Raw genomic sequence first — 19,452 nt, 5'->3', positions numbered from 1 at the left:
GCCTGGATCAGGCATTTTTCTGCGGGAGGGACTTCAGTCCCGACAATGGGCCAATGAAGCCCGCCGGGACTGAAGTCCCTCCCACAAAGGCACTCCAGCGTTCCCAGCTCCGGAACGCACCCGTCGCCGCACCACACTGGACTCGACCACCGACAACGGCGACGATACCGGGCAGCTAGCCCACCGGCATCGCCATGGCCCAACGCATCCTCGAACCCGGCCAGATCGAAACGCTCGCGCAGCGCGATATTCCCCGCATCATCCTCGCCGACCGCGATCGCCTGTTCGCGGCGCGCGCCGACCGACTGCGCGTCCTGGCCTCCGCCAGCCCGATCTCCGGCTACCTGCAACTGCTCGCCGCGCTGGTCGATGCGCAGCACGCCGCGCTTGCGCGGATCGCGCCCGAACGGCTCGCCGGCCTGCAGGCCGCCGCCGCGTCGCAGCGGCGCAACGGCGCCGCCGGTGCCGGCATGCCGCCGCTGCATGCCGCCAGCCTCGCGCGCGACGGATATTGGCGCACGCTCCTGCGCGAGTTGTGCGCCCACTGCGCCGGGCATGAAGCCTTCCCGGCGCAGGCGAAGGCGATCCTGGAGCAGCTGGCCGCCGCCCAGGATGCCTGGATCGAGGCCCAGGCCGATGCCTTGCTCGACGTGCCGGGCGCTCCCCCGGTAGAAGCCGGCACTGCCCCCTTCGTGATGGCGGCCCTGCAGGTGTACTGGGTCGCGTTGGGCCTGGCCTACGGGACCGGCGAGCTTGCCCCGATGGCGGATGCCCCCGGCTTGTGCCCGCTGTGCGGCACCGCGCCGGTCGCCAGCCTCGTGCATGCGCAGGCTCCCCATGCATCCTACCGTTACCTGTACTGTGCGCTGTGCGCCTGCCAATGGCACTACGTACGCGTGCAGTGCAGCCGCTGCGGCGCCGCGGGCAAGGACATCGCCTACCCCTCGCTGGCCGGCATCGATGATCCTGCCGATACGGCCAAGGACGCCGCCGTGCGCGCCGAGACCTGCGAACGCTGCCACGGGTATCGCAAGATCCTGTACCTGGAGAAGGACCCGCAGGTGGAGCCGGTCGCCGACGATCTCGGCACGCTGGCGCTGGACCTGCTGCTGGGCGAACAGGGCTACGAGCGCGCCAGCCAGAACCCCTTGCTGTGGCAGGCGGATGGGGATTGAGCCGATGCAGCGTGCCGAACCGGCATCGGCCGACGCCCTGCCCTCGCTCGACCGCTTGCTGCGCAGCGCGCAACTCGCGCCCCTGCTGGAACGGCATGGCCGCTCGCGCATCGCCCGGCTGCTGCGGATCCGCCTGCAAGCCCTGCGCGAGCGCATCGCGCTGGGCGGACTTTCGCGCGATGCGCTGGACGACGCCTTGCAGGACGCGGCCGTGGCGATGGCGCTCGAAGACGCGATCCGCCAGGAGGACCGCCAGCGGCTGCAACCGGTATTCAACCTGACCGGCACCGTGCTGCACACCAATCTCGGCCGCGCCCTGCTGCCGGAAACCGCAGTGCAAGCGGTGGTGCGGGCGATGGCGTCGCCGGTCGACCTGGAGTTCGACCTCGATCGCGGCCGTCGCGGCGAACGCGATGCGCACGTCCAGGCCCTGGTACGCGAACTCACCGGCGCGGAAGCCGCCTGCGTGGTCAACAACAATGCGGCGGCGGTCCTGCTGATGCTCAACACGCTCGCCAACCGTCGCGAAGTGGTGGTCTCGCGCGGCGAACTGGTCGAGATCGGCGGCGCCTTCCGCATCCCCGACGTGATGCGCAGCGCCGGCGCGCGGCTGGTGGAAGTCGGCACCACCAACCGCACGCACCCGGGCGACTACGCCAACGCGATCGGCCCGCGCACCGCGTTGCTGATGCAGGTGCATGCGAGCAATTACGCCATCACCGGTTTCACCGCCAAGGTCGAGGTCCCGCAGTTGGCGGAACTGGCACGCCGGCATGCGCTGCCGCTGGCCGTCGACCTGGGCAGCGGCAGCCTGTGCGGTCTGGAAGCATGGGACCTGCCGCACGAACCCACCGTGCAGGAAACCCTGGCCGCTGGCGCCGACCTGGTGGCCTTCAGCGGCGACAAGCTGCTCGGCGGCCCTCAGGCCGGCATCCTGGCCGGTCGCGCCGACCTGATCGCGCGCATCAACCGCAATCCGCTCAAGCGCGCCCTGCGCATGGACAAGATGGGGCTGGCCGCGCTCGAAGCGGTGCTCGCCCTGTACCGCGAGCCGGAACTGCTGGCGCGGCGCCTGCCGACCCTGCGCGCGCTCGCCCGCCCGCCCGAAGCGATGCGCGAGCAGGCGCAGCGCCTGCTCGCGCCGCTGCAGCAGGCGCTGGCGCCGGCCTACAGCGTCGAACCGGCATCGCCGCACAGCCAGGTCGGCAGCGGCGCGCAGCCCGAAGCACGCCTGCCCAGCGCCGGCTTCCGGATCCAGCCGGCCGGCGCGAAGCGCGGCGGCCTGGACCGCCTGGCCACGCGCCTGCGCGCATTGCCGCGCCCCGTGTTGGGCCGCGTCGCCGACGATGCGCTGTGGCTGGACCTGCGCTGCCTGGAACCCGGGGACGAAGCCGCGTTCCTCGCGCAACTCCACGAGCTGCGCGGATGATCGTCGGCACGGCCGGCCATATCGACCACGGCAAGACCCGCCTGGTCCGCGCGCTCACCGGCATCGACACCGACCGCCTGAAGGAAGAGAAGGCGCGCGGCATCTCCATCGAACTCGGCTACGCCTACGTGCCGCTCGAGGGCGACGCCGCCGCCGGCGAGATGCTCGGGTTCGTCGACGTGCCCGGCCACGAGCGTTTCGTGCACACGATGGTCGCCGGCGCCACCGGCATCGATTTCGCGCTGTTGGTCATCGCCGCCGACGATGGCGTGATGCCGCAGACCCGCGAGCACCTCGCGATCCTCGCGTGGCTGGGCGTGGAACGCGGCGCGATCGCGCTCACCAAGATCGACCGGGTGGACGCGGCGCGGTTGGCCGAAGTGCAGGCGCAGGTCGCTGCCCTGCTGGCCGGCACGCCGTTGCGGGATGCGCCGAGCTTCGCCTGCGACAGCACCGCTCCGGCCGACGCCGGCATCGCCGCGCTGCGTGCGTACCTGCATGCGCAAGCCGCCGGCGCGGCCGGCAGGCACGGCGCCTCCGCGCACGAGGAACTGTTCCGGCTGCCGATCGACCGCGTGTTCACGCTGCCGGGACACGGCACCATGGTGGCCGGCCCCGTGCATGGCGGCCGCGCCGAGGTCGGCGCCAACCTGCGCCTGATGCCGCAAGGCATCGCCGTGCGCATCCGCAGCATCCATGCGCAGAACCGTGCCGCCGCCGCCGCCGAGGCCGGACAACGTTGCGCGCTCAACCTGGCATCGATCGGGCGCGATGCGATATCGCGCGGCGACTGGATCGCCGATCCGCGCGCCTTCCTTCCCAGCCCGCGCGTGGACGTGCGCCTGCACCTGGACGCCGATGCGCCGCCCCTGCGCGACTGGACCCCGCTGCACGTGCACTGGGGCACGATGCATCGGCTGGCGCATGCCGTGGTACTCGACGGCGGCCAGGCATCGCCCGGCGGAACGCGCAGCATGCTCGTGCAACTGGTGTTCGACGCGCCCGTGTGCGCGATGACCGGCGACCGCTTCATCGTGCGCAACGCCGGCGCGACGGCCACTCTCGGCGGCGGCGTGGTGCTCGACACCGATCCGCCGCAGCGCCGGCGCCGTAGCCCGGCCCGGCTCGCCTGGCTGGCGGCGCTGGAACGGTTGGCGGCGGGCGACGGCATCGAAGCCTTGTTGCGGCAATCGCCGCTCGGCCTGTCCATGGCCGCGCTCGCGCGCCATTGCCGCCTGCCGGCCCAGCGCATCGTCCTGCCGGCCGATGCGCGGCATGTCGAAGGCCGCGACGATGGCCACGCGATCCTCCTGACGCATTGGCAGGCGCTCTGCGACCAGGTGCTGGAATCCCTGCGCACCTGGCACCAGCGGCGGCCGGACGAACCGGGCGTCGACAGCGGGCGTCTGCAGCGCAGCACCCTGCCCGGGCTGGCCCCGGCCCTGTGGCAGGCGCTCCTGCACGAATTGCAGGCGAACGGGCGGATCCAGCGCAACGGCGCCTGGTGGCACCTGCCCGGCCACGACACGCCGTTGCCGGAACGCGAACGGGCACTGTTGCCTGAGCTGCTGCCGCTGCTGTCCGCCGGCGGCTTCGATCCGCCCTGGGTGCGCACGCTCGCCGCGCAGACCGGCGCGGACGAGGAACTCGTACGCGCCACGCTGAGGCACGCGGCCGCGCGCGGCGAGGTGTTCCAGGTGGTGTCCGACCTGTTCTACCACCCGCAGCGCATCGCCGAGCTGGCAGGCACGCTGGGCGCACTGGCCAGGACCCACGGCGCGGTCGAAGCCGCGCTCTTCCGCGATGCCATCGGCCTCGGGCGCAAGCGCAGCATCCAGATTTTGGAGTTCTTCGATCGCGTCGGCTACACTCGCCGCGTCGGCGACAGCCACCGCCTGCGCAACGACATGCAATGGAATGCCGCGCCATGATGCAGTCGGCGCTCCAGTGCGAAGGCCGCGGGTCGCCGCTCGATTCGGGAGGCATGCGCATCCGGGCATGCGGCTGGGCTTCAAACCCAGTAGGGGGCGTCGATCGCTTCCTGGTAGGTTCGACTCCTGCTGCCTTCCGCCATTCCGCGCAGGATGCGAGCCCGCACCGGGGCCGCTCCTGATCCAGGGACGCAATGCATGGCCACGCTTTCGCCGCCCGCTTCGCAAGCCCCTGCCGGGAACGCGCAACCGCGCCTGACCTCGCTCGCCCATGGCGGCGGATGCGGATGCAAGATCGCACCGGGCGTGCTGTCGGAGCTGCTGCGCGGCATGCCTGCGCTGCCCGCGCCGGCCGACCTGCTGGTGGGGCGCGAAACCTCCGACGACGCGGCGGTGTATCGCCTCGACGACCGCCAGGCGGTGGTGGCGACCACCGACTTCTTCATGCCGATCGTGGACGATCCGTTCGACTTCGGCCGGATCGCCGCCGCCAACGCGCTGTCCGACCTGTACGCCATGGGCGCGACGCCGCTGTTCGCGCTGGCGATCGTCGGCATGCCGATCAACACCCTGCCGCACGCGCAGATCCGCGAGATCCTGCGCGGCGGCGAGGCCGCATGCGCCGACGCCGGCATCGTGGTCGCGGGCGGCCACAGCATCGATTCGGTCGAACCCATCTACGGACTGGCGGCGATCGGCATGATCGATCCCGCGCACCTCAAGCGCAACGGCGGCGCGCGCGCGGGCGACCTGCTGGTACTCGGCAAGCCGCTCGGCGTGGGCGTCTACTCCGCGGCATTGAAGAAAGACCTGCTCGACGCCGACGGCTACCGCGAGATGCTGGCCACCGCCTCCCGCCTCAACCGGCCCGGTACCCGCCTCGCCCGCCAGGAGGGCGTGCACGCGATGACCGACGTGACCGGCTTCGGCCTGCTCGGCCACCTGCTGGAAATGTGCCGCGCCAGCGGGACCAAGGCGCGCGTGGACGCGACCCGCCTGCCCTTGCTGCGCCAGGCACGGGCACTGCTGGCGCAAGGCTGCGTGACGGGGGCGTCGAACCGCAATTGGCAATCGTACGGCGCCGAAGTCGCGTTGGCGGCCGACCTGCCCGCGCCGTGGCAGTCGCTGCTCACCGATCCGCAGACCAGTGGCGGGTTGTTGCTGGCCTGCGCCCCGGAAGCGGCGGACGAAGTGCTCGACGTGTTCCGCGATGCCGGGTTCGCGCAGGCCGCGGTGGTCGGCGAATTGCACGAAGGCGTTCCCGGGGTCGAAGTACGGATGGGCGGCGAATGAGAGAGATCCCGCTGCGATAGCGCGCGGGTTGCGGGAGCGATTCCAGTCGCGGCAGCGACTTTACCGGTAAAGCCCTGTCGCGACTGAAGTCGCTCCCACGGGAAACTCCGGCCAGGCTGCCGGATGGCGGCAGGCGGAGCGGTCCTGCGAAGAAGTCCCTATGACGGCGGTCCCCACAGCGCCGCATCCAGGTCGTCGTCGCGCGTCCTCTCGCGCTTCACGCGCCCGCGCTCGACCGCCACGCCCTCGCTGCGCAGGCGCTGGCTCTGCTCCCTCCAGCCGCGCGAGCCTTCCGGCATCGCGATGCGGCCGTCCGAGCGCAGCACGCGATGCCACGGCAGGTCCGGATCGTCGTTGCCGGCCAGCACCCGCGCCACCAGCCGTGCGCGCCCGGGCAAGCCGGCGCGGGCGGCGACCTCGCCGTAGCCGGCCACCTGGCCGCGCGGGATCGCCCGGATCGCCGCGAGTATGCGGGCCCGCGCCTGCTCCGGCGTCATCGCCGCGCCCTTCGCCACCGCCTTCTTGCGCGCGCCGGGCGCGGGCTTGCGTGCGGCCGCGCGCGTCATCGGATCAACACCACTTCTTCGGCCGAGGTCGGGTGGATCGCCACCGTGTCCTCGAAGTCCTGCAGCGTCGCGCCCATCTTCAGCGCCACCGCAAAGCCCTGCAGGATCTCGTCGGCGGCCTCGCCGAGCAGGTGGACGCCGATCACGCGCCGCTCCTCGCCGAGGCATACCACCTTGAACAGGCTGCCGTGCGGCGAATCCGACAAGGCGTTCAACATCGGCCGGAAACGGCTGCGGAAGACGCTCACCGCGTCGCCGTAGCGCTCGCGCGCCTCCTCCTCGCCCATGCCCACCATGCCCAGCGGCGGATGCGAGAACACCACGGTCGGCACGTTCTCGTAGTCGAGCCGGGCCTCGGCATCGCCGCCGAACAACCGGTCCATCAGCCTGCGCGCGGCGGCGATCGCGACCGGGGTCAAGCCGACCTTGCCGGCGACGTCGCCCACCGCATGGATGTTGGGCACCGAACTGGTCTGCCAGGCATCGACCACCACCTCGCCTTTTTCCCCGAGCCGCACGCCCACGTCCTCCAGGCCCATGTCCTGGGTATTGGGGCGGCGCCCGATGGCCAGGAAGACCTGGTCGAACGCGGCATCCCGGGTATCGCCGGTCCCCAGCACGCGCAACCCGCCGCCGGCCTGTTCGATCCGGCGGACGCGATACTCGAAGTGCACGTGCACGCCCTGCTGGCGCAGGCTCTCGGCCAGCTGCGCCGCCAGCTCGGCATCGAAACGCGCCAGCAGCTGGCGCCCCTGGACGAACATTTCCACCTGGCTGCCCAGCGCCTGCAGCAAGCCCGCCAGTTCCACCGCGATGTAGCCGCCCCCGACCACGGCGACCCGTCCGGGTGCCGCGCTCAGCTTGAAGAAGTCGTCGGAAATGCTGCCCAGCCCGGCACCCTCGAACGACGGGCGGGCCGCATGCGCGCCGGTGGCGATGACGATGTGCCGTCCGCTGATCGCCACGCCATCGCTGCACACCACCGTATGCGCATCGCGCAACCGCCCGCGCCGCGGCACCACCGCGATGCGGTTCTCGTCGAGCCGCTTGCGGTAGCTGGCATGGATGTTGGCGATGTAGGCCTGCCGGTGCTCGACCAGGGTGTCCCACGCCAGCGCCGGCCTCGGCCCGATCCGGAAGCCGAGCGCACGCGCCTGGTCGAGCCGGTTCGCCAGGTCGGCGGCCAGCCACATCGCCTTTTTCGGGACGCAGCCGACGTTGACGCAGGTGCCTCCCAGCAGCCCGGGCTCGAGCATCGCCACGCTCGCCCCATGGCGGGCGGCGCGGAACGCCGCGGCCAGGCCGCCGGAACCGCCGCCCAGCACGATCACGTCGTAATCGAATGCTGCCCCCATCACTTGCCTCCCGCCCCGATCGACATCGGCTGCTCCTTCCTGTTTCCGGATTGCGGGACATCGTAGCGCTCCCGGCTTCCGCATCCCGTCATCCGGGGCGCCGCCGGCGCGCCGGCCCTATCGCCGCAGCGGTGGCCGCTGCAGGTAGGTGAAGGCGCGCCATGCCCATTCCAGCGGACCGAAACGGAACCGGCGCAGCCACCATGCGCTCGCCGCCACCTGCAGCAGGAACAGCCCGGTCGCGAACGGCAGCTGCCAGGCGCGCGGCAATCGTTCGAAGTAGCCCAGGCCGTAGCCGTAGAAGATCCAGGTGCACAGCAGCGACTGCAGCACGTAGTTGCTCAATGCCATGCGCCCGGCGGGAGCGAGCCACGCCAGCGCGCCGCGCCAGCGCGCCACCCAGGCGAGGTAACCCAGGCACATCAGCAGACCGGCCACCGAGGACAGCGCGAACGCGCTCGACAGGCGCAGGTCGAGCCGGCCCGGGTCCATGTACGGCTCCAATGCGAGACTGGCCAGCATGGCCGCCAGCCCCAGCGGCCACGCTCCCCAGCGCAGCGCCGCGAACAACCGCGCGAACCGCTCCGGCGCCTGGATCGCGCCGGAGCGCACGAACCAGCCCCCCAGCAGGAACATGCCGAACATGGCCGGGCCGTTGATCGTCAACCCGCGCAGCGTTTCGCCGAGATCGTGCAGGCGTTGCAGCACCGCCTGCGCATAGCGGCCCGCGCCGTACACCGCCCGCTGCGCGTCCACCGCCGCCGCCGCGTCCTGGCCGATCCGCGCCATCGTGCGCTGCCATTCCGCCGCGCTGGAAGGATCCGCTTGCATCAGCGAGCCGAGCGCGCCATAGGCCATCACCATGGCCGGGGCGCACAGGTAGACGACGATCGCGGCGACCGGCAGCCAGGACGTCGGCATCGACCGCACCGCCAGCAACAGCATCGCTAGCAGCGCATAGCTCACCAGCACGTCGCCGGACCAGACCAGCAGCGCGTGCAGCAGGCCGATCGCCAGCAGGCCCAGGCTGCGGCGCACGTAGAACCCCGCGAACGGGCGCCCAGCCTGCCCGGCGCGCTGCGCCATCACCGCGAATCCCATGCCGAACAGCAGCGAGAACAGCGTGTAGAACTTGCCCTGCACCAGGACGTAGACCAGCGCATCGGCCCAGCGATCGGCGCCGGCCAACGCAGGATCGACGCCGGTCAGCGCCGCATTGAGCGGGCCGACGAACGCCTCGATGTTCATCAGCAGGATGCCCAGCAGCGCGAACCCGCGCAGCACGTCCAGCAGGGCGATGCGTTCGCCGGGGGCGACGGGCTGGAAGGAGGTGGGCGTCATTGGAATAGGCCGTTATTCCCTTCTTCCTTCGGGATGAAGGCGTATTGCTTGCGAGCCGCTGGCTCGCATACGCCTGAACGCCCGGCGCGCTACGCCGGGCCGGGCGCGAAGCGCCGGATGAGGGTACGGACGAAGCTTCGCCCCAGTACCCTCACCCCAACCCCTCTCTCAACCAACAGGAGAGGGACTCACACATGACTCAGTGGTGGTGGCCACCGTCGCCGTGCACGTGGCCGTGCTCGACTTCCTCGGCACTGGCCTCGCGCACCTCGACGATCTCCACGTCGAAATGCAGGTCCTTGCCCGCCATCGGGTGGTTCAGGTCGACGTCGACCACGCTCAGGCCGACCTTCTGCACGGTGACCGCGCGCGGACCGAAGTTGGTCTGCAGCACCACCTGCTGGCCCGGCGCCAGCTTGGTGTTGCCGAAATGCTTCTTGGGGATGCGCTGGGTCAGGCCATCGCGGCGCTCGCCGTAGGCATCGGCCGCCGGCACGTCGACGCCGAAGCTCTCGCCGGCTTCCTTGTCCATCATCGCGTTCTCCAGGCCCGGGATGATGTTGCCGTGGCCGATCAGGATCGCCAGCGGCTCGCGATCCTTGGAGCTCTCGATCGGCTCCTGGCCGACCTCGGAAACGGTGTAATGGAAGCGCACGACGCGGTCTTTTTCGATCTTCATGCCTGACTCTGGAATGGGCTGCCCGGTGGCAGACGAGGGGGACGGCTTGTCGGCCGCCGGGGGCGCCGCCATCATGGCGGCATCTCAAACCGCGCATTATCCCGGCTCGATGCACAACAAGCCAGCCGTCCCGATGCGTCCGCCACGGCTCCTGCCATGGCTGGCCAGCCTCTCGCTCCTGCTGCTGGCCGGTTGCGGCAGCGCCCCGGTCAAGCAGGCCGGCCCACCGCCCTCGCATCGCAGCTGGCCGCAAGTGGCCCCCGCCAATCCGGCCGCCGCCAACAACGTGCTGATGCGGGCCCTGGGCCTGGTGGGCACGCCTTACCGCTACGGTGGCAACACGCCGGAAACCGGCTTCGACTGCAGCGGGCTGGTCGCCTACGTATATCGCGACGTGCTGGACCTGCGGTTGCCGCGCAGTTCCGGCGAACTGGCCGCCGTCCAGGGGCCGAAGATCGCGCAGGACCGGCTGGCGGCCGGCGACCTGGTGTTCTTCGGCACGCGCGGCAACGTGTCCCACGTCGGGATCTACGTCGGCGAGGGCCGGTTCGTGCATGCGCCGAGCACCGGCGGCACGGTCCGGCTGGATTACCTCGACGGGTATTACTGGCGGGATCACTACACGGGCGCAAAACGGGTTTTGCCCTGAAAAGCGAACTGCGTCACATTTAACCCAACGGAAATTTAACTTTTTTTGAACATCACGCCACCTTCACCGGGGCATCATCGCGCATCGCCTGCCGCAATGTGACCCACGCGTGACGACCGACGACCAGCTCAAACCCGGCTTCGCCGCCCCTCGCCGCCTGTCCCATCCGCTCCGCTTGCTTTGCAGTGCCGCGCTTTGCATGGCCTCCCTTCCGGCCCTGGCGCAATCCACCCCGCCGCAGATCGCCGATGTCCCCGGCCCCGCCGCCGAACCGGCTCCCCCCTCTTCCGCCGCCAAGACCCCCGCACCGGCCCGCAGCCGCGCCGATGCCGCCGCCACTGCCACCCTCGCCGCGCTGCTGCCGCATCTGGCCGGCAACGACACCATTCCGCTGATGGACCGCTCGGCGATGTTCGCCGGCGATCTGAGCCGCCTGCTCGCCAACTACGACGTCTCGCAGAGCGCCGTCGCCGCCGCCGAAGCCGCGGTCAACGACAGCAAGGTCCAGGTCATCCTCAAGCGCGCCATGACCCTGCTGGGCACTCCGTACCGCTGGGGCGGCACCTCGCCGGACGGCTTCGACTGCAGCGGCCTGGTCGGCTACGTGTTCAAGACCGCCCTCGGCATCGAACTGCCGCGCGTCTCGCGCGAGATGGCCCACGACGGCAGCGGCGAGATCATCAAGGACCGCAACGCGCTCAATGCCGGCGACCTGGTGTTCTTCGGCAAGCGCGGCCGCATCGACCACGTCGGCATCTACGTCGGCGAAGGCCGTTTCCTGCACGCGCCCAGCCGCGGCAAGGACGTGCAGATCGACTCGCTCGCCAGCGGTTACTGGAGCCAGAAGTTCATGCAGGCGCGCCGCGTCGCGATGTGATCCTTCCGATCCGCTGGCGTTCTCGGATAGGCCGCGCTCGTCGCGGCCTTTCTCGTTTTGCCGGTCCGCCGGCTACCGCGCATCCCTCGCGGCGCCCTGGTTTCCGCAGCGCAGCATGATATTGCCCTTATGAATCAGTGGCTTGTCATGGCTTTGCAATGCCTTTGTTGTTAGCGCTAACCTGAATTCGGCATGCCCTCGGTCCGGGAGGCCGGGAAGCGCTTGCCGACAACATGGAATCGATATCTCTGGGAGGGGGAATCGTGAAGTTGAATCGACCGGTCCGTACCGCTGGCCGTGGCGTCCTCGCGCGCGCCACTCTTTTTTCCAACCGCTCCATCCCCGGCCATCGCACGCTCGCCGTCGGCGTGGCGTGCGCGCTGGCCAGCGGCATGCTGCATGCCCAACAGGCCGCAGAATCCGGGAATGCCGCCCCGGCCGCAGTGAAGGAACTCGACGCCGTGGTGGTGAAAGGGGTACGCGGCGCCATGATCCGTGCCCAGGACATCAAGCAGGACGCCGAGCAGATCATCGACTCGGTCACTTCCGAGGACATCGGCGCCCTGCCCGACCGCAGCGTCACCGAGTCGCTCAAGCGCATCAGCGGCGTCACCGTAACCGGTTTCGCCGCGCGCGACGACACCGACCACTTCTCGGCCGAGGGCAGCGGCGTGATGATCCGCGGCCTGACCTTCGTGCGCGGCGAACTCAACGGCCGCGACGTGTTCAGCGCCAACGGCGGTCGCGGCATCAGCTTCGAGGAAGTGCCCGCCGAACTGATGGCCGGCGTGGACGTGTACAAGAATCCCTCGGCCGAGATCATCGAAGGCGGCCTGGGCGGCACGATCAACCTGCGCACGCGCAAGCCGTTCGACGAAGCCGGGCGCAAGATCGCCGGCAGCGTGGACTACAACCGCGGCGACAAGGCGCGCAAGGGCAAGCCCTCGGCCTCGTTCCTGTTCAGCGACCGCTGGCAGACCGGCATCGGCGAAATCGGCTTCCTCGCCAACGCCTCGTATTCGGAGATGGCCACGCAGTCCGACGGTATCCAGGTCATGCCCTTCGATAGGCGCGGCCGCAAGCCGGCCGAACAACCCGAGGGAGGCGACAGCGACTACGTCTACGACTGGGAACAGGGCAGCTGGCAATCGGCCGAGTCCCAACGCGAATCGCTGCTGGCCGGCACCGACTTCGACCAGGTCTTCGTCCCCGGCGGCGTCAACTGGCGCCGCACCGATTTCGAGCGCAAGCGCCAGGGCGGCGCCTTCGCCTTCCAGTGGAGGCCGAACCAGGACACCGAGGTCTACACGCAGTTCATCACCTCCAAGTACGACCTGACCTGGCGCGAGCACTTCATGGAATTCGGCGGCGCCTCGCAGAAGAACGAACTGAACTGGAACGGCGACCCGGACCACTACAACCCGTGGTACACCGACGGCTTGGCCGACCGCACCAACAACGTGATCCCGATGCCGGGCACGCAGTTCGTCTACGACGCCAACGGCCGCTTCGTCAGCGGCACCCTGCGCCAGGGCGGCTGGCGCGGCCAGCCCGGCGATGCCGAGCCGGGCCTGTACCAGGGACCCGGCATCCAGTTCATCAGCGGCCATCGCCTGAACCAGCAGACCTCGAAGACCACCGACTGGTCGGCCGGCTTCCAGCACTTCATCACCGACGACTTCGTGGTCCGCGGCGATTTCCAGTACGTCAAGGCCGAGAGCGACCAGGTCGACTTCTCGTTGCACACCACCACCCTGCTGGAGGAGTTGACCCTGGACCTGAGCGGGAAATACCCCTCGGTGACGCTCGGCGACCCGAGCACCGCGCTCGACAAGAACCGCTACTTCTGGCGTTCGGCGATGGACCACATCGCCGACAACGAGGGCGACGAACGTGCCGGCCGCGTCGATTTCGAGTACAACTTCCGCGACAGCGACTGGCTGCGCTTCGTCCGCTTCGGCGCGCGCGTGGCCGACCGCAGCTACACCAGCTACGCCACCGGCTGGAACTGGGGCGTGATCAGCGACGACTGGAACAAGACCGAAAGCCCCGACCCCGCCCGCCCCGACGTGGCCTGGCTGGACCTGTTCTACCCGAGCGACTCGGTGCTGTACTCGATGGGCGACTTCTTCGGCGGCAAGGCCAACGTGCCGACCCGGTTCTGGTCGGCCGCCAACGGCATGGTCGACATCGACCGGGTCGCCGCGACGCTGGCGCAGATCCCGAACGCGAAATGGCGGCCGCTCGACTACGGGCCGGGCAACGTCAACAAGCAGGACGAACGCACCCAGGCCGGCTACCTGGCGCTTTACTTCGGCAACGATGCGCTGGACGTGCCGGTGGACGGCAACATCGGCGTGCGCGTGGTCAAGACCAGCGTCAGCACCACCGGCGGCGGGCAAATGCCGGACATGCAGAGCTGGGCCGACGTGGTGACGCCGGAGGTGCTGCAGAAGTTCGCCGGCCAGATCTTCAGTACCGACGCCCGCAGTTCCTACACCGACGTGCTGCCCAGCCTGAACCTGCGCGCGCGCTTCGACCATGGCCTGCAATGGCGCTTCGCCGCGTCCAAGGCCATCGCCCGGCCGGAGTTCCGCCTGATGCAGCCGTGGCTGCCCCTGCAGGCCAGCGCCTCGGCGTGCCAGCGCGCGCTCAGCGACGGGCTGCGCACCGAACTGTGCGGCGAAGCCGACCTGAGCTACAGCGGCAGCGGCGGCAACCCGGAACTCAAGCCGATGCGCGCCAACCAGTTCGACACCGCGCTGGAGTGGTATTTCGGCCCGGCCAACAGCGTGTACGCCACCTTCTTCTACAAGGACGTGAAAGGTTACTTCGCGAGCGGCACCGGGACCGAGGTCCTGTTCGGCAACGAGTACCAGATCACCCGCACCCGCAACCTGGACAAGGGCAAGATCCGCGGCTTCGAGATCGGCTACTCGCAGTTCTACGATTTCCTGCCCGGTTTCGGCGTGCAGGCCAACTTCACCTACGTGGACAGCAAGGGCGGCACCAACGCGGTCGTGAACCCGTACGAGACCGACCTGCGCACCGCGCCGGTGGACTTGCCCCTGGAAGGGCTTTCCAAGCGTTCCTACAACCTGGTCGGCATCTACGAGAAGGGCCCGGTGTCGCTGCGCCTGGCCTACAACTGGCGCTCGCGCTACCTGCTGACCAGCAGCGACGCGATCATCCGCCTGCCGGTCTGGAACGACGACTACGGCCAGTTGGACGGCTCGTTCTTCTACCGCATCAACGACCACGTCCAGATCGGCGTGCAGGCCAACAACCTGACCAACAGCATCACCAAGCTGCTGATGGGGCCCCGCAAGTACAACCGCGACGGCTACGTGGACGAGACCTTGTACACGCGCGCCTGGTTCGAGAACGACCGACGCTACTCGGCCGTGCTGCGCGCCAGCTGGTGATGTCTGGCAATGGAAAACCCGCGCGGGCGACCGCGCGGGTTTTCTTTCCAGCCCGCCGTTTCCGGCCGGGAATCAGGTCGCGTCCTCGACCCCGACGTTGGTCGATGCCACGTCGTAGGCTTGGCGGTCGAGCAGGCCGGTCTCCTTGGCCACCAGTACCGGCACCAGCATCTGGCCGGTGACGTTGGTCATCGTGCGCATCATGTCGAGGATGCGGTCGATCGCGTACAGGTAGCCGATCACTTCCAGCGGCAGGTTCGCCGCGCTCAGTACCACGGTCGCCATCACCACCGCCGTGCCCGGCACGCCGGCGGTGCCGAAGCTGCCGAGCACCGAGGCGATCAGCACCACGAAGTACTGGTCGGCGGTCAGCGGCACGCCGGTGTACTGCGCGATGAACACCGCGCACAGCGCCGGGTAGATCGCGCCGCAGCCGTCCATCTTGATGCTGGCGCCGAGCGGCACCGCGAACGCGGCGTAGTCCTTGTTGACGCCCAGGTTGTGGGTGATCGAGCGCATCGCCACCGGCATCGCCGCGAAGCTCGACGAACTGACGAAGGCCACCTGCATGCCCGGCGCGGCGCCGCGAAAGAACTTCCACGGGTTCAACCCATGCACCAGCAGCAGCGAGCCGTACACCACCACGATGTGGATGGCGCAGGCGATGTACAGCGCCATCACGAAGTTGCCAAGCGGCAGCAGTTTCTCGAAGCCGTAGGCGCCGACCAGCCCGGCGATCAGGCCGAACGTGCCGAGCGGGGTCACCTCCAGCACGAACCGGGTGACCTGGATCATGATCTCGCTCATCTGCCCGGCCAGCTTGCGCGCCTCGGCCACGCGCTCGCCGAGCTTGACCATCGCGAAGCCCAGCAGCGCGGCGAAGAAGATCACCGGCAGGATCGAACCGCGCCCGGCCGCCAGCACGGTCTCGCCGGCGGCGTTGGTGCGGGTGCCGATGCCGGTCAGCGCGTAGAACGGGTTGGCCGGCACCACGTCCAGCAGCACCTTGATCGGGCTGGGCACGTCGCGCGGCTTCCAGGCCGAGTCCACGCTCAGCCCGAAGTGGCCGGCGCCCGGTTGCATGATCGTGCCCACCGCCAGGCCCACGCAGACCGCCAGCGCCGCGGTCACGATGAACCACAGGAACGTGCGCCCGCCCAGCGCGGCCACCGACTTCTGCCCGTGCAGCGCCGAGATCGCGTTGATCACCGCGAAGAACACCAGCGGCACCGCGATCATCTTGATCAGGGTGACGTACAGGTCGCCGAGCGGCCCGAACCAGGTCTCCGCCGCCGGCCCCATCAGCCAACCGGCCAGGGCGCCGAGCACGAAGCCGCCCACCACGCGCTGCCAGAACGGGATGCGCAACCAGGCCGAGACCAGTTTCATGTCGTCAGATCGCCAAGCGGGAGGAGGAAGAAACGCACATTAGCTCATGCCACCGCCCGCCGCGACGCCACGGCTGGAACAGCGGCATGTCATCGGCATGACTTTGTCATCCGGTCATAATGAAGGCTTCACCCTGCCGCGAGAAACCGCGCCTCATGTCCCGCCGCACCCCGCTCCTTGCCACGCTCTACACCCTGCTGCTGGCGGCCTGCGCCACGCAGCCCGCCTCCGCCCCGAGCGCGCCGCCGGCCGGCCTGGCCGTCGATGTCCCCGCCGTGGCGCACCCGCAGGGCGAGACGCCGGCCTGGTGGTACCGCAGCGGCGCGGCCAAGGCGGCCGCCAACGGGGCCATGGCCGGCAAGGCCCGCAACGTGATCCTGTTCCTCGGCGACGGCATGAGCCTGACCACGGTGGCCGCCGCGCGCATCCTGGACGGCCAGCGCAAGGGCAGCCCCGGCGAGGAAAACCTGCTGTCGTGGGAGCGCTTCCCGGCGACCGCGCTGAGCAAGACCTACAACACCGACTCGCAGACGCCCGACTCGGCCGGCACGATGACCGCGATCACCACCGGCGTGAAGACCCACATGGGCGCGATCGGCGTCAGCGCCGGCAACCGCAGCGACTGCACGGACAGCCTCGGCAAGGGCCTGCTGAGCTGGCTGGCGCTGGCGGACAGCGCCGGCATGGCCACCGGCATCGTCACCACCACCCGCATCACCCATGCCACGCCCGCGGCCACCTACGCGCACTCGCCGGAGCGCAACTGGGAAAGCGATACCGACCTGCCCGAGCAGGCCGTCGCCGCCGGCTGTCGCGACATCGCCCAGCAGCTGCTGTCGGCCTCCCGCTACGGGCGCGGCCCGCTGGTCGTGCTCGGCGGCGGCCGCGGCCAGTTCACCACGGTCGAGCAGCGCGATCCCGAGTACGACGACCGCGTCGGCCTGCGCCTGGACGGCCGCGACCTGGTCGGCGAGTGGAAGCAGGCGCACCCGCAGGGCGCCTATGTCTGGAACGAGCAACAGCTGCAGGCCGCGGCCGGCGCACCGGCCCTGCTGGGCCTGTTCGAGCCGGACCACATGCAGTACGACCACGACCGCAAGCGCGGCCCCGACGGCGAACCGAGCCTGGCCGAAATGACCCGTACCGCGATCCAGTCGCTGGCGCACGATCCCAACGGTTTCGTGCTGATGGTGGAAGGCGGGCGCATCGACCATGCCAACCACGCCGGCAACGCCTACCGCGCGCTCGACGAGACCATCGCCCTGTCCGAAGCGGTCCGCACCGCCGTGGAGACCGCGCCGGAGGACACGTTGATCGTCGTCACCGCCGACCACGCCCACACCCTGAACTTCGTCGGCTACCCGGTGCGCGGCAACCCGATCCTCGGCAAGGTGCGCGGCACCGGCGGCGAGGACGGCGACCGTACCCAGTACGCGCGCGACCAGCTGGGCCTGCCCTACACCACGCTCAGCTACGCCAACGGCCCCGGCTATACCGGCGCCAGCAACGCCCAGCCCGCCGGCCCCAAGAAGTTCCCGCACTCGCCGAGCAGCGTCGAGCCGGTCCAGGGCCGCCCCGACCTGACCCACGTCGACACCGAAGCGCCCGACTACATGCAGGAAGCGCTGGTGCCGACCAGCGCCGAGACCCATGGCGGCGAGGACGTCGGCATCTGGGCCACCGGCCCGGGCAGCAGCGCCTTCCGCGGCACGCTGGAAGAGAACGTGATCTACCACGTGATCGTGCAGGCCACGCCCCGGCTGCGCCAGCGCCTGTGCTCGGCCGGCACCTGCGACGGCAACGGCGTGCCGGTGGAGCTGCCGCAGCCCAGGCAGTTCGAGCGCCAGGCCGGCGCGCAATGAAGCTGCGGCGCCCGGCTGCCGGCTAGGCGGCGCCGGGCCTTGGACCGGATCGGAACGGCGGCCATACTGGCCGCCGTTTTCGTTTGCCGCCCATCGTCCTGGCCGCCTTCCCCGCCCCTGCCGACATCGACGCGCCGCTGCTGGTCGGCTACAGCGGCGGGCTGGATTCCACCGTGCTGCTGCACTGGCTGGCCTCCTCGCCCGTCCAGCGCGCGCGCGGCCTGGCGGCCCTGCACGTCCATCACGGCCTGCACCCGGAAGCCGATGCCTGGAGCCGGCACTGCCAGTCGGCCTGCGACGCGCTCGGGGTGCCGCTGCGGATCGCGCGCGTGCAGGTGCCGCGCGACGCCAGCGAAGGGCTGGAAGCCGCGGCCCGGCATGCCCGCCATGCCGCCTTCGCCGAGCACCTGGCGCCTGGCCAGTGGCTTGCCTTGGCCCATCACCTCGACGACCAGGCCGAGACCTTCCTGTTGCGCGCGCTGCGCGCCTCCGGGCCGGACGGGCTGGCGGCGATGGCCGCGCAACGTCCGTTCGCCGCCGGCACGCTGTGGCGGCCGCTGCTCGAGGTGCCGCGCCAGGACCTGCTCGCCTATGCGCGCGAACGCCGGCTGGCCTGGATCGACGATCCCGGCAACGAGCGCCTGGAACACGACCGCAATTTCCTGCGCCATCGCGTCCTGCCGTTGCTGCGCGAGCGCTGGCCGCACGCGTCGGCGGCGCTGGCGCGCAGCGCCATGCTGAGCGGCGAGGCCGCCGGCCTGCTCGCCGCTGGCGAGGCCGCGGCGCTGGCGGGCCTGCTCGACGCGCAGGGCGCGCTCGACCTCGAGGGCTTGCGCGCGCAGCCCTCCCCGCTGCGCGCCCGCCTGCTGCGGCGCTGGGTGGCCGGTCGGCACGCCCCCGCACTGCCGGCCCAGGGCGTGGCGGCGCTGGAAGCCGAACTCGCCCATGCCGGTCCCGATCGCCAGATGCGCTTCGCCTGGCGCGACGTCGAGATCCGGCGCTGGCGCCAGCGCCTGTACCTGCTCCGCCCCGCACGCGCATGGCCGCCGGATTGGCGAGCCGACTGGGACGGCGCCTTGCCGCTGTCCCTGCCCGACGGCGGGACGCTTGCGCTGCTCGGCCCCGCGTCGCCACGTTTCGAGCATCCGCTGCAGGTCCGCGCCCGGCGCGGCGGCGAGCGCATCCTGCTGCCGGGCCGCGCGCATTCGCATGCGCTGAAGCACCTGCTGCAGGAGGCGGACCTGCCACCATGGCAGCGCCTGGCGATGCCCTTGCTGTTCGATGGCGATACCTTGCTGGCCGCCGGCGACGGCATCGTCTCGGCGCGTCTGCGCGCCTGGCTGGATGCTCGGGCGGCGCGGCTGGCGTGGCAACCGCCGGAATGATCCATGCAGCGCACCTTGTGGGAGCGGCTTCAGCCGCGATGGCGCTTACGTGCAGATCCCTCTGCAACAGCCTGCACATCCCTGTGCAGGGTTCAA

Annotated in this window: 14 protein-coding genes and 1 tRNA gene; 10 read left to right on the top strand and 5 right to left on the bottom strand. The window is 70.3% G+C overall.

Annotated features, from left to right (window positions below; genetic code table 11):
- Positions 1-194: 194 nt before the first annotated feature.
- The 5 genes from fdhE to selD all read left to right on the top strand — a co-directional run bounded on the left by fdhE (position 195) and on the right by selD (position 5,828).
- Positions 195-1,175: a formate dehydrogenase accessory protein FdhE gene (fdhE, locus tag M3M27_RS07440; RefSeq protein ID WP_434027638.1), complete on the top strand. Its 981-nt coding sequence runs from the start codon at positions 195-197 to the stop codon at positions 1,173-1,175.
- 4 nt (positions 1,176-1,179) lie between these two features.
- Positions 1,180-2,604: an L-seryl-tRNA(Sec) selenium transferase gene (gene selA / locus M3M27_RS07435; RefSeq protein WP_434027637.1), complete on the top strand. Its 1,425-nt coding sequence runs from the start codon at positions 1,180-1,182 to the stop codon at positions 2,602-2,604.
- Positions 2,601-4,535: a selenocysteine-specific translation elongation factor gene (selB, locus tag M3M27_RS07430; RefSeq protein WP_434027636.1), complete on the top strand. Its 1,935-nt coding sequence runs from the start codon at positions 2,601-2,603 to the stop codon at positions 4,533-4,535. Before selA ends, selB begins: the two co-directional genes overlap by 4 nt.
- Positions 4,536-4,581: 46 nt before the next feature.
- Positions 4,582-4,677 (top strand) — tRNA-Sec (locus tag M3M27_RS07425).
- 56 nt (positions 4,678-4,733) lie between these two features.
- Complete coding sequence (gene selD, locus M3M27_RS07420) at positions 4,734-5,828, top strand: selenide, water dikinase SelD (protein WP_434027635.1); 1,095 nt, start codon at positions 4,734-4,736, stop codon at positions 5,826-5,828.
- A 158-nt stretch (positions 5,829-5,986) separates the two neighbouring features.
- Here the strand turns inward: selD and M3M27_RS07415 are convergent, their stop codons facing one another.
- From M3M27_RS07415 to M3M27_RS07400, 4 genes are all read right to left on the bottom strand, one after another.
- Positions 5,987-6,325, bottom strand: coding sequence for an MGMT family protein (locus tag M3M27_RS07415; RefSeq protein ID WP_434027977.1), 339 nt, complete (start codon positions 6,323-6,325; stop codon positions 5,987-5,989).
- 65 nt (positions 6,326-6,390) lie between these two features.
- Positions 6,391-7,749, bottom strand: coding sequence for a glutathione-disulfide reductase (gene gorA, locus M3M27_RS07410; protein ID WP_434027634.1), 1,359 nt, complete (start codon positions 7,747-7,749; stop codon positions 6,391-6,393).
- Positions 7,750-7,866: 117 nt separating this feature from the next.
- Positions 7,867-9,090 carry a DUF418 domain-containing protein gene (locus M3M27_RS07405; RefSeq protein WP_434027633.1) on the bottom strand — a complete coding sequence of 408 codons (1,224 nt, stop codon included), beginning with the start codon at positions 9,088-9,090 and terminating at the stop codon, positions 7,867-7,869.
- 199 nt (positions 9,091-9,289) lie between these two features.
- The gene (locus M3M27_RS07400) at positions 9,290-9,769 is read right to left on the bottom strand and encodes an FKBP-type peptidyl-prolyl cis-trans isomerase (protein ID WP_140718883.1); all 480 of its coding nucleotides are present in this window, start codon (positions 9,767-9,769) and stop codon (positions 9,290-9,292) included.
- A 73-nt stretch (positions 9,770-9,842) separates the two neighbouring features.
- Here M3M27_RS07400 and M3M27_RS07395 point away from each other — a divergent pair, with 73 nt between their 5' ends.
- From M3M27_RS07395 to M3M27_RS07385, 3 genes are all read left to right on the top strand, one after another.
- Complete coding sequence (locus M3M27_RS07395; protein ID WP_434027632.1) at positions 9,843-10,418, top strand: C40 family peptidase; 576 nt, start codon at positions 9,843-9,845, stop codon at positions 10,416-10,418.
- 109 nt (positions 10,419-10,527) lie between these two features.
- Positions 10,528-11,295: a C40 family peptidase gene (locus M3M27_RS07390; protein ID WP_434027631.1), complete on the top strand. Its 768-nt coding sequence runs from the start codon at positions 10,528-10,530 to the stop codon at positions 11,293-11,295.
- A gap of 392 nt (positions 11,296-11,687) precedes the next feature.
- The gene (locus tag M3M27_RS07385) at positions 11,688-14,720 is read left to right on the top strand and encodes a TonB-dependent receptor (protein WP_434027976.1); all 3,033 of its coding nucleotides are present in this window, start codon (positions 11,688-11,690) and stop codon (positions 14,718-14,720) included.
- 72 nt (positions 14,721-14,792) lie between these two features.
- Here the strand turns inward: M3M27_RS07385 and M3M27_RS07380 are convergent, their stop codons facing one another.
- Positions 14,793-16,109 (bottom strand): dicarboxylate/amino acid:cation symporter, encoded by a 1,317-nt coding sequence (locus M3M27_RS07380; protein ID WP_140718887.1) that lies wholly within the window; start codon positions 16,107-16,109, stop codon positions 14,793-14,795.
- A gap of 155 nt (positions 16,110-16,264) precedes the next feature.
- Between M3M27_RS07380 and M3M27_RS07375 the strand changes: the two genes are divergently transcribed.
- Together M3M27_RS07375 and tilS are read left to right on the top strand one after the other, a co-directional pair.
- Positions 16,265-17,971 carry an alkaline phosphatase gene (locus M3M27_RS07375; RefSeq protein ID WP_434027629.1) on the top strand — a complete coding sequence of 569 codons (1,707 nt, stop codon included), beginning with the start codon at positions 16,265-16,267 and terminating at the stop codon, positions 17,969-17,971.
- Positions 17,972-18,063: 92 nt separating this feature from the next.
- A complete protein-coding gene (gene tilS, locus M3M27_RS07370) occupies positions 18,064-19,356 on the top strand; it encodes a tRNA lysidine(34) synthetase TilS (protein WP_434027975.1) in 1,293 nt (430 codons plus the stop codon).
- Positions 19,357-19,452: the final 96 nt, after the last annotated feature.

The sequence above is a fragment of the Xanthomonas boreopolis genome (genome assembly GCF_046529185.1).
In the GTDB taxonomy this organism is placed as follows: Bacteria; Pseudomonadota; Gammaproteobacteria; order Xanthomonadales; family Xanthomonadaceae; genus Pseudomonas_S; species Pseudomonas_S boreopolis.
This window is presented reverse-complemented; position numbering and strand designations above follow the sequence as displayed.

What these genes read in the sequence shown, in the direction of transcription:
- fdhE (WP_434027638.1), top strand. Translation starts at nt 195, where the DNA reads ATGGCCCAACGCATCCTCGAACCCGGCCAGATCGAAACGCTCGCGCAG.
- selA (WP_434027637.1), top strand. Translation starts at nt 1,180, where the DNA reads ATGCAGCGTGCCGAACCGGCATCGGCCGACGCCCTGCCCTCGCTCGAC.
- selB (WP_434027636.1), top strand. Translation starts at nt 2,601, where the DNA reads ATGATCGTCGGCACGGCCGGCCATATCGACCACGGCAAGACCCGCCTG.
- selD (WP_434027635.1), top strand. Translation starts at nt 4,734, where the DNA reads ATGGCCACGCTTTCGCCGCCCGCTTCGCAAGCCCCTGCCGGGAACGCG.
- M3M27_RS07415 (WP_434027977.1), bottom strand. Translation starts at nt 6,325, where the DNA reads ATGACGCCGGAGCAGGCGCGGGCCCGCATACTCGCGGCGATCCGGGCG.
- gorA (WP_434027634.1), bottom strand. Translation starts at nt 7,749, where the DNA reads ATGGGGGCAGCATTCGATTACGACGTGATCGTGCTGGGCGGCGGTTCC.
- M3M27_RS07405 (WP_434027633.1), bottom strand. Translation starts at nt 9,090, where the DNA reads ATGACGCCCACCTCCTTCCAGCCCGTCGCCCCCGGCGAACGCATCGCC.
- M3M27_RS07400 (WP_140718883.1), bottom strand. Translation starts at nt 9,769, where the DNA reads ATGAAGATCGAAAAAGACCGCGTCGTGCGCTTCCATTACACCGTTTCC.
- M3M27_RS07395 (WP_434027632.1), top strand. Translation starts at nt 9,843, where the DNA reads ATGGCGGCATCTCAAACCGCGCATTATCCCGGCTCGATGCACAACAAG.
- M3M27_RS07385 (WP_434027976.1), top strand. Translation starts at nt 11,688, where the DNA reads ATGCTGCATGCCCAACAGGCCGCAGAATCCGGGAATGCCGCCCCGGCC.
- M3M27_RS07380 (WP_140718887.1), bottom strand. Translation starts at nt 16,109, where the DNA reads ATGAAACTGGTCTCGGCCTGGTTGCGCATCCCGTTCTGGCAGCGCGTG.
- M3M27_RS07375 (WP_434027629.1), top strand. Translation starts at nt 16,265, where the DNA reads ATGTCCCGCCGCACCCCGCTCCTTGCCACGCTCTACACCCTGCTGCTG.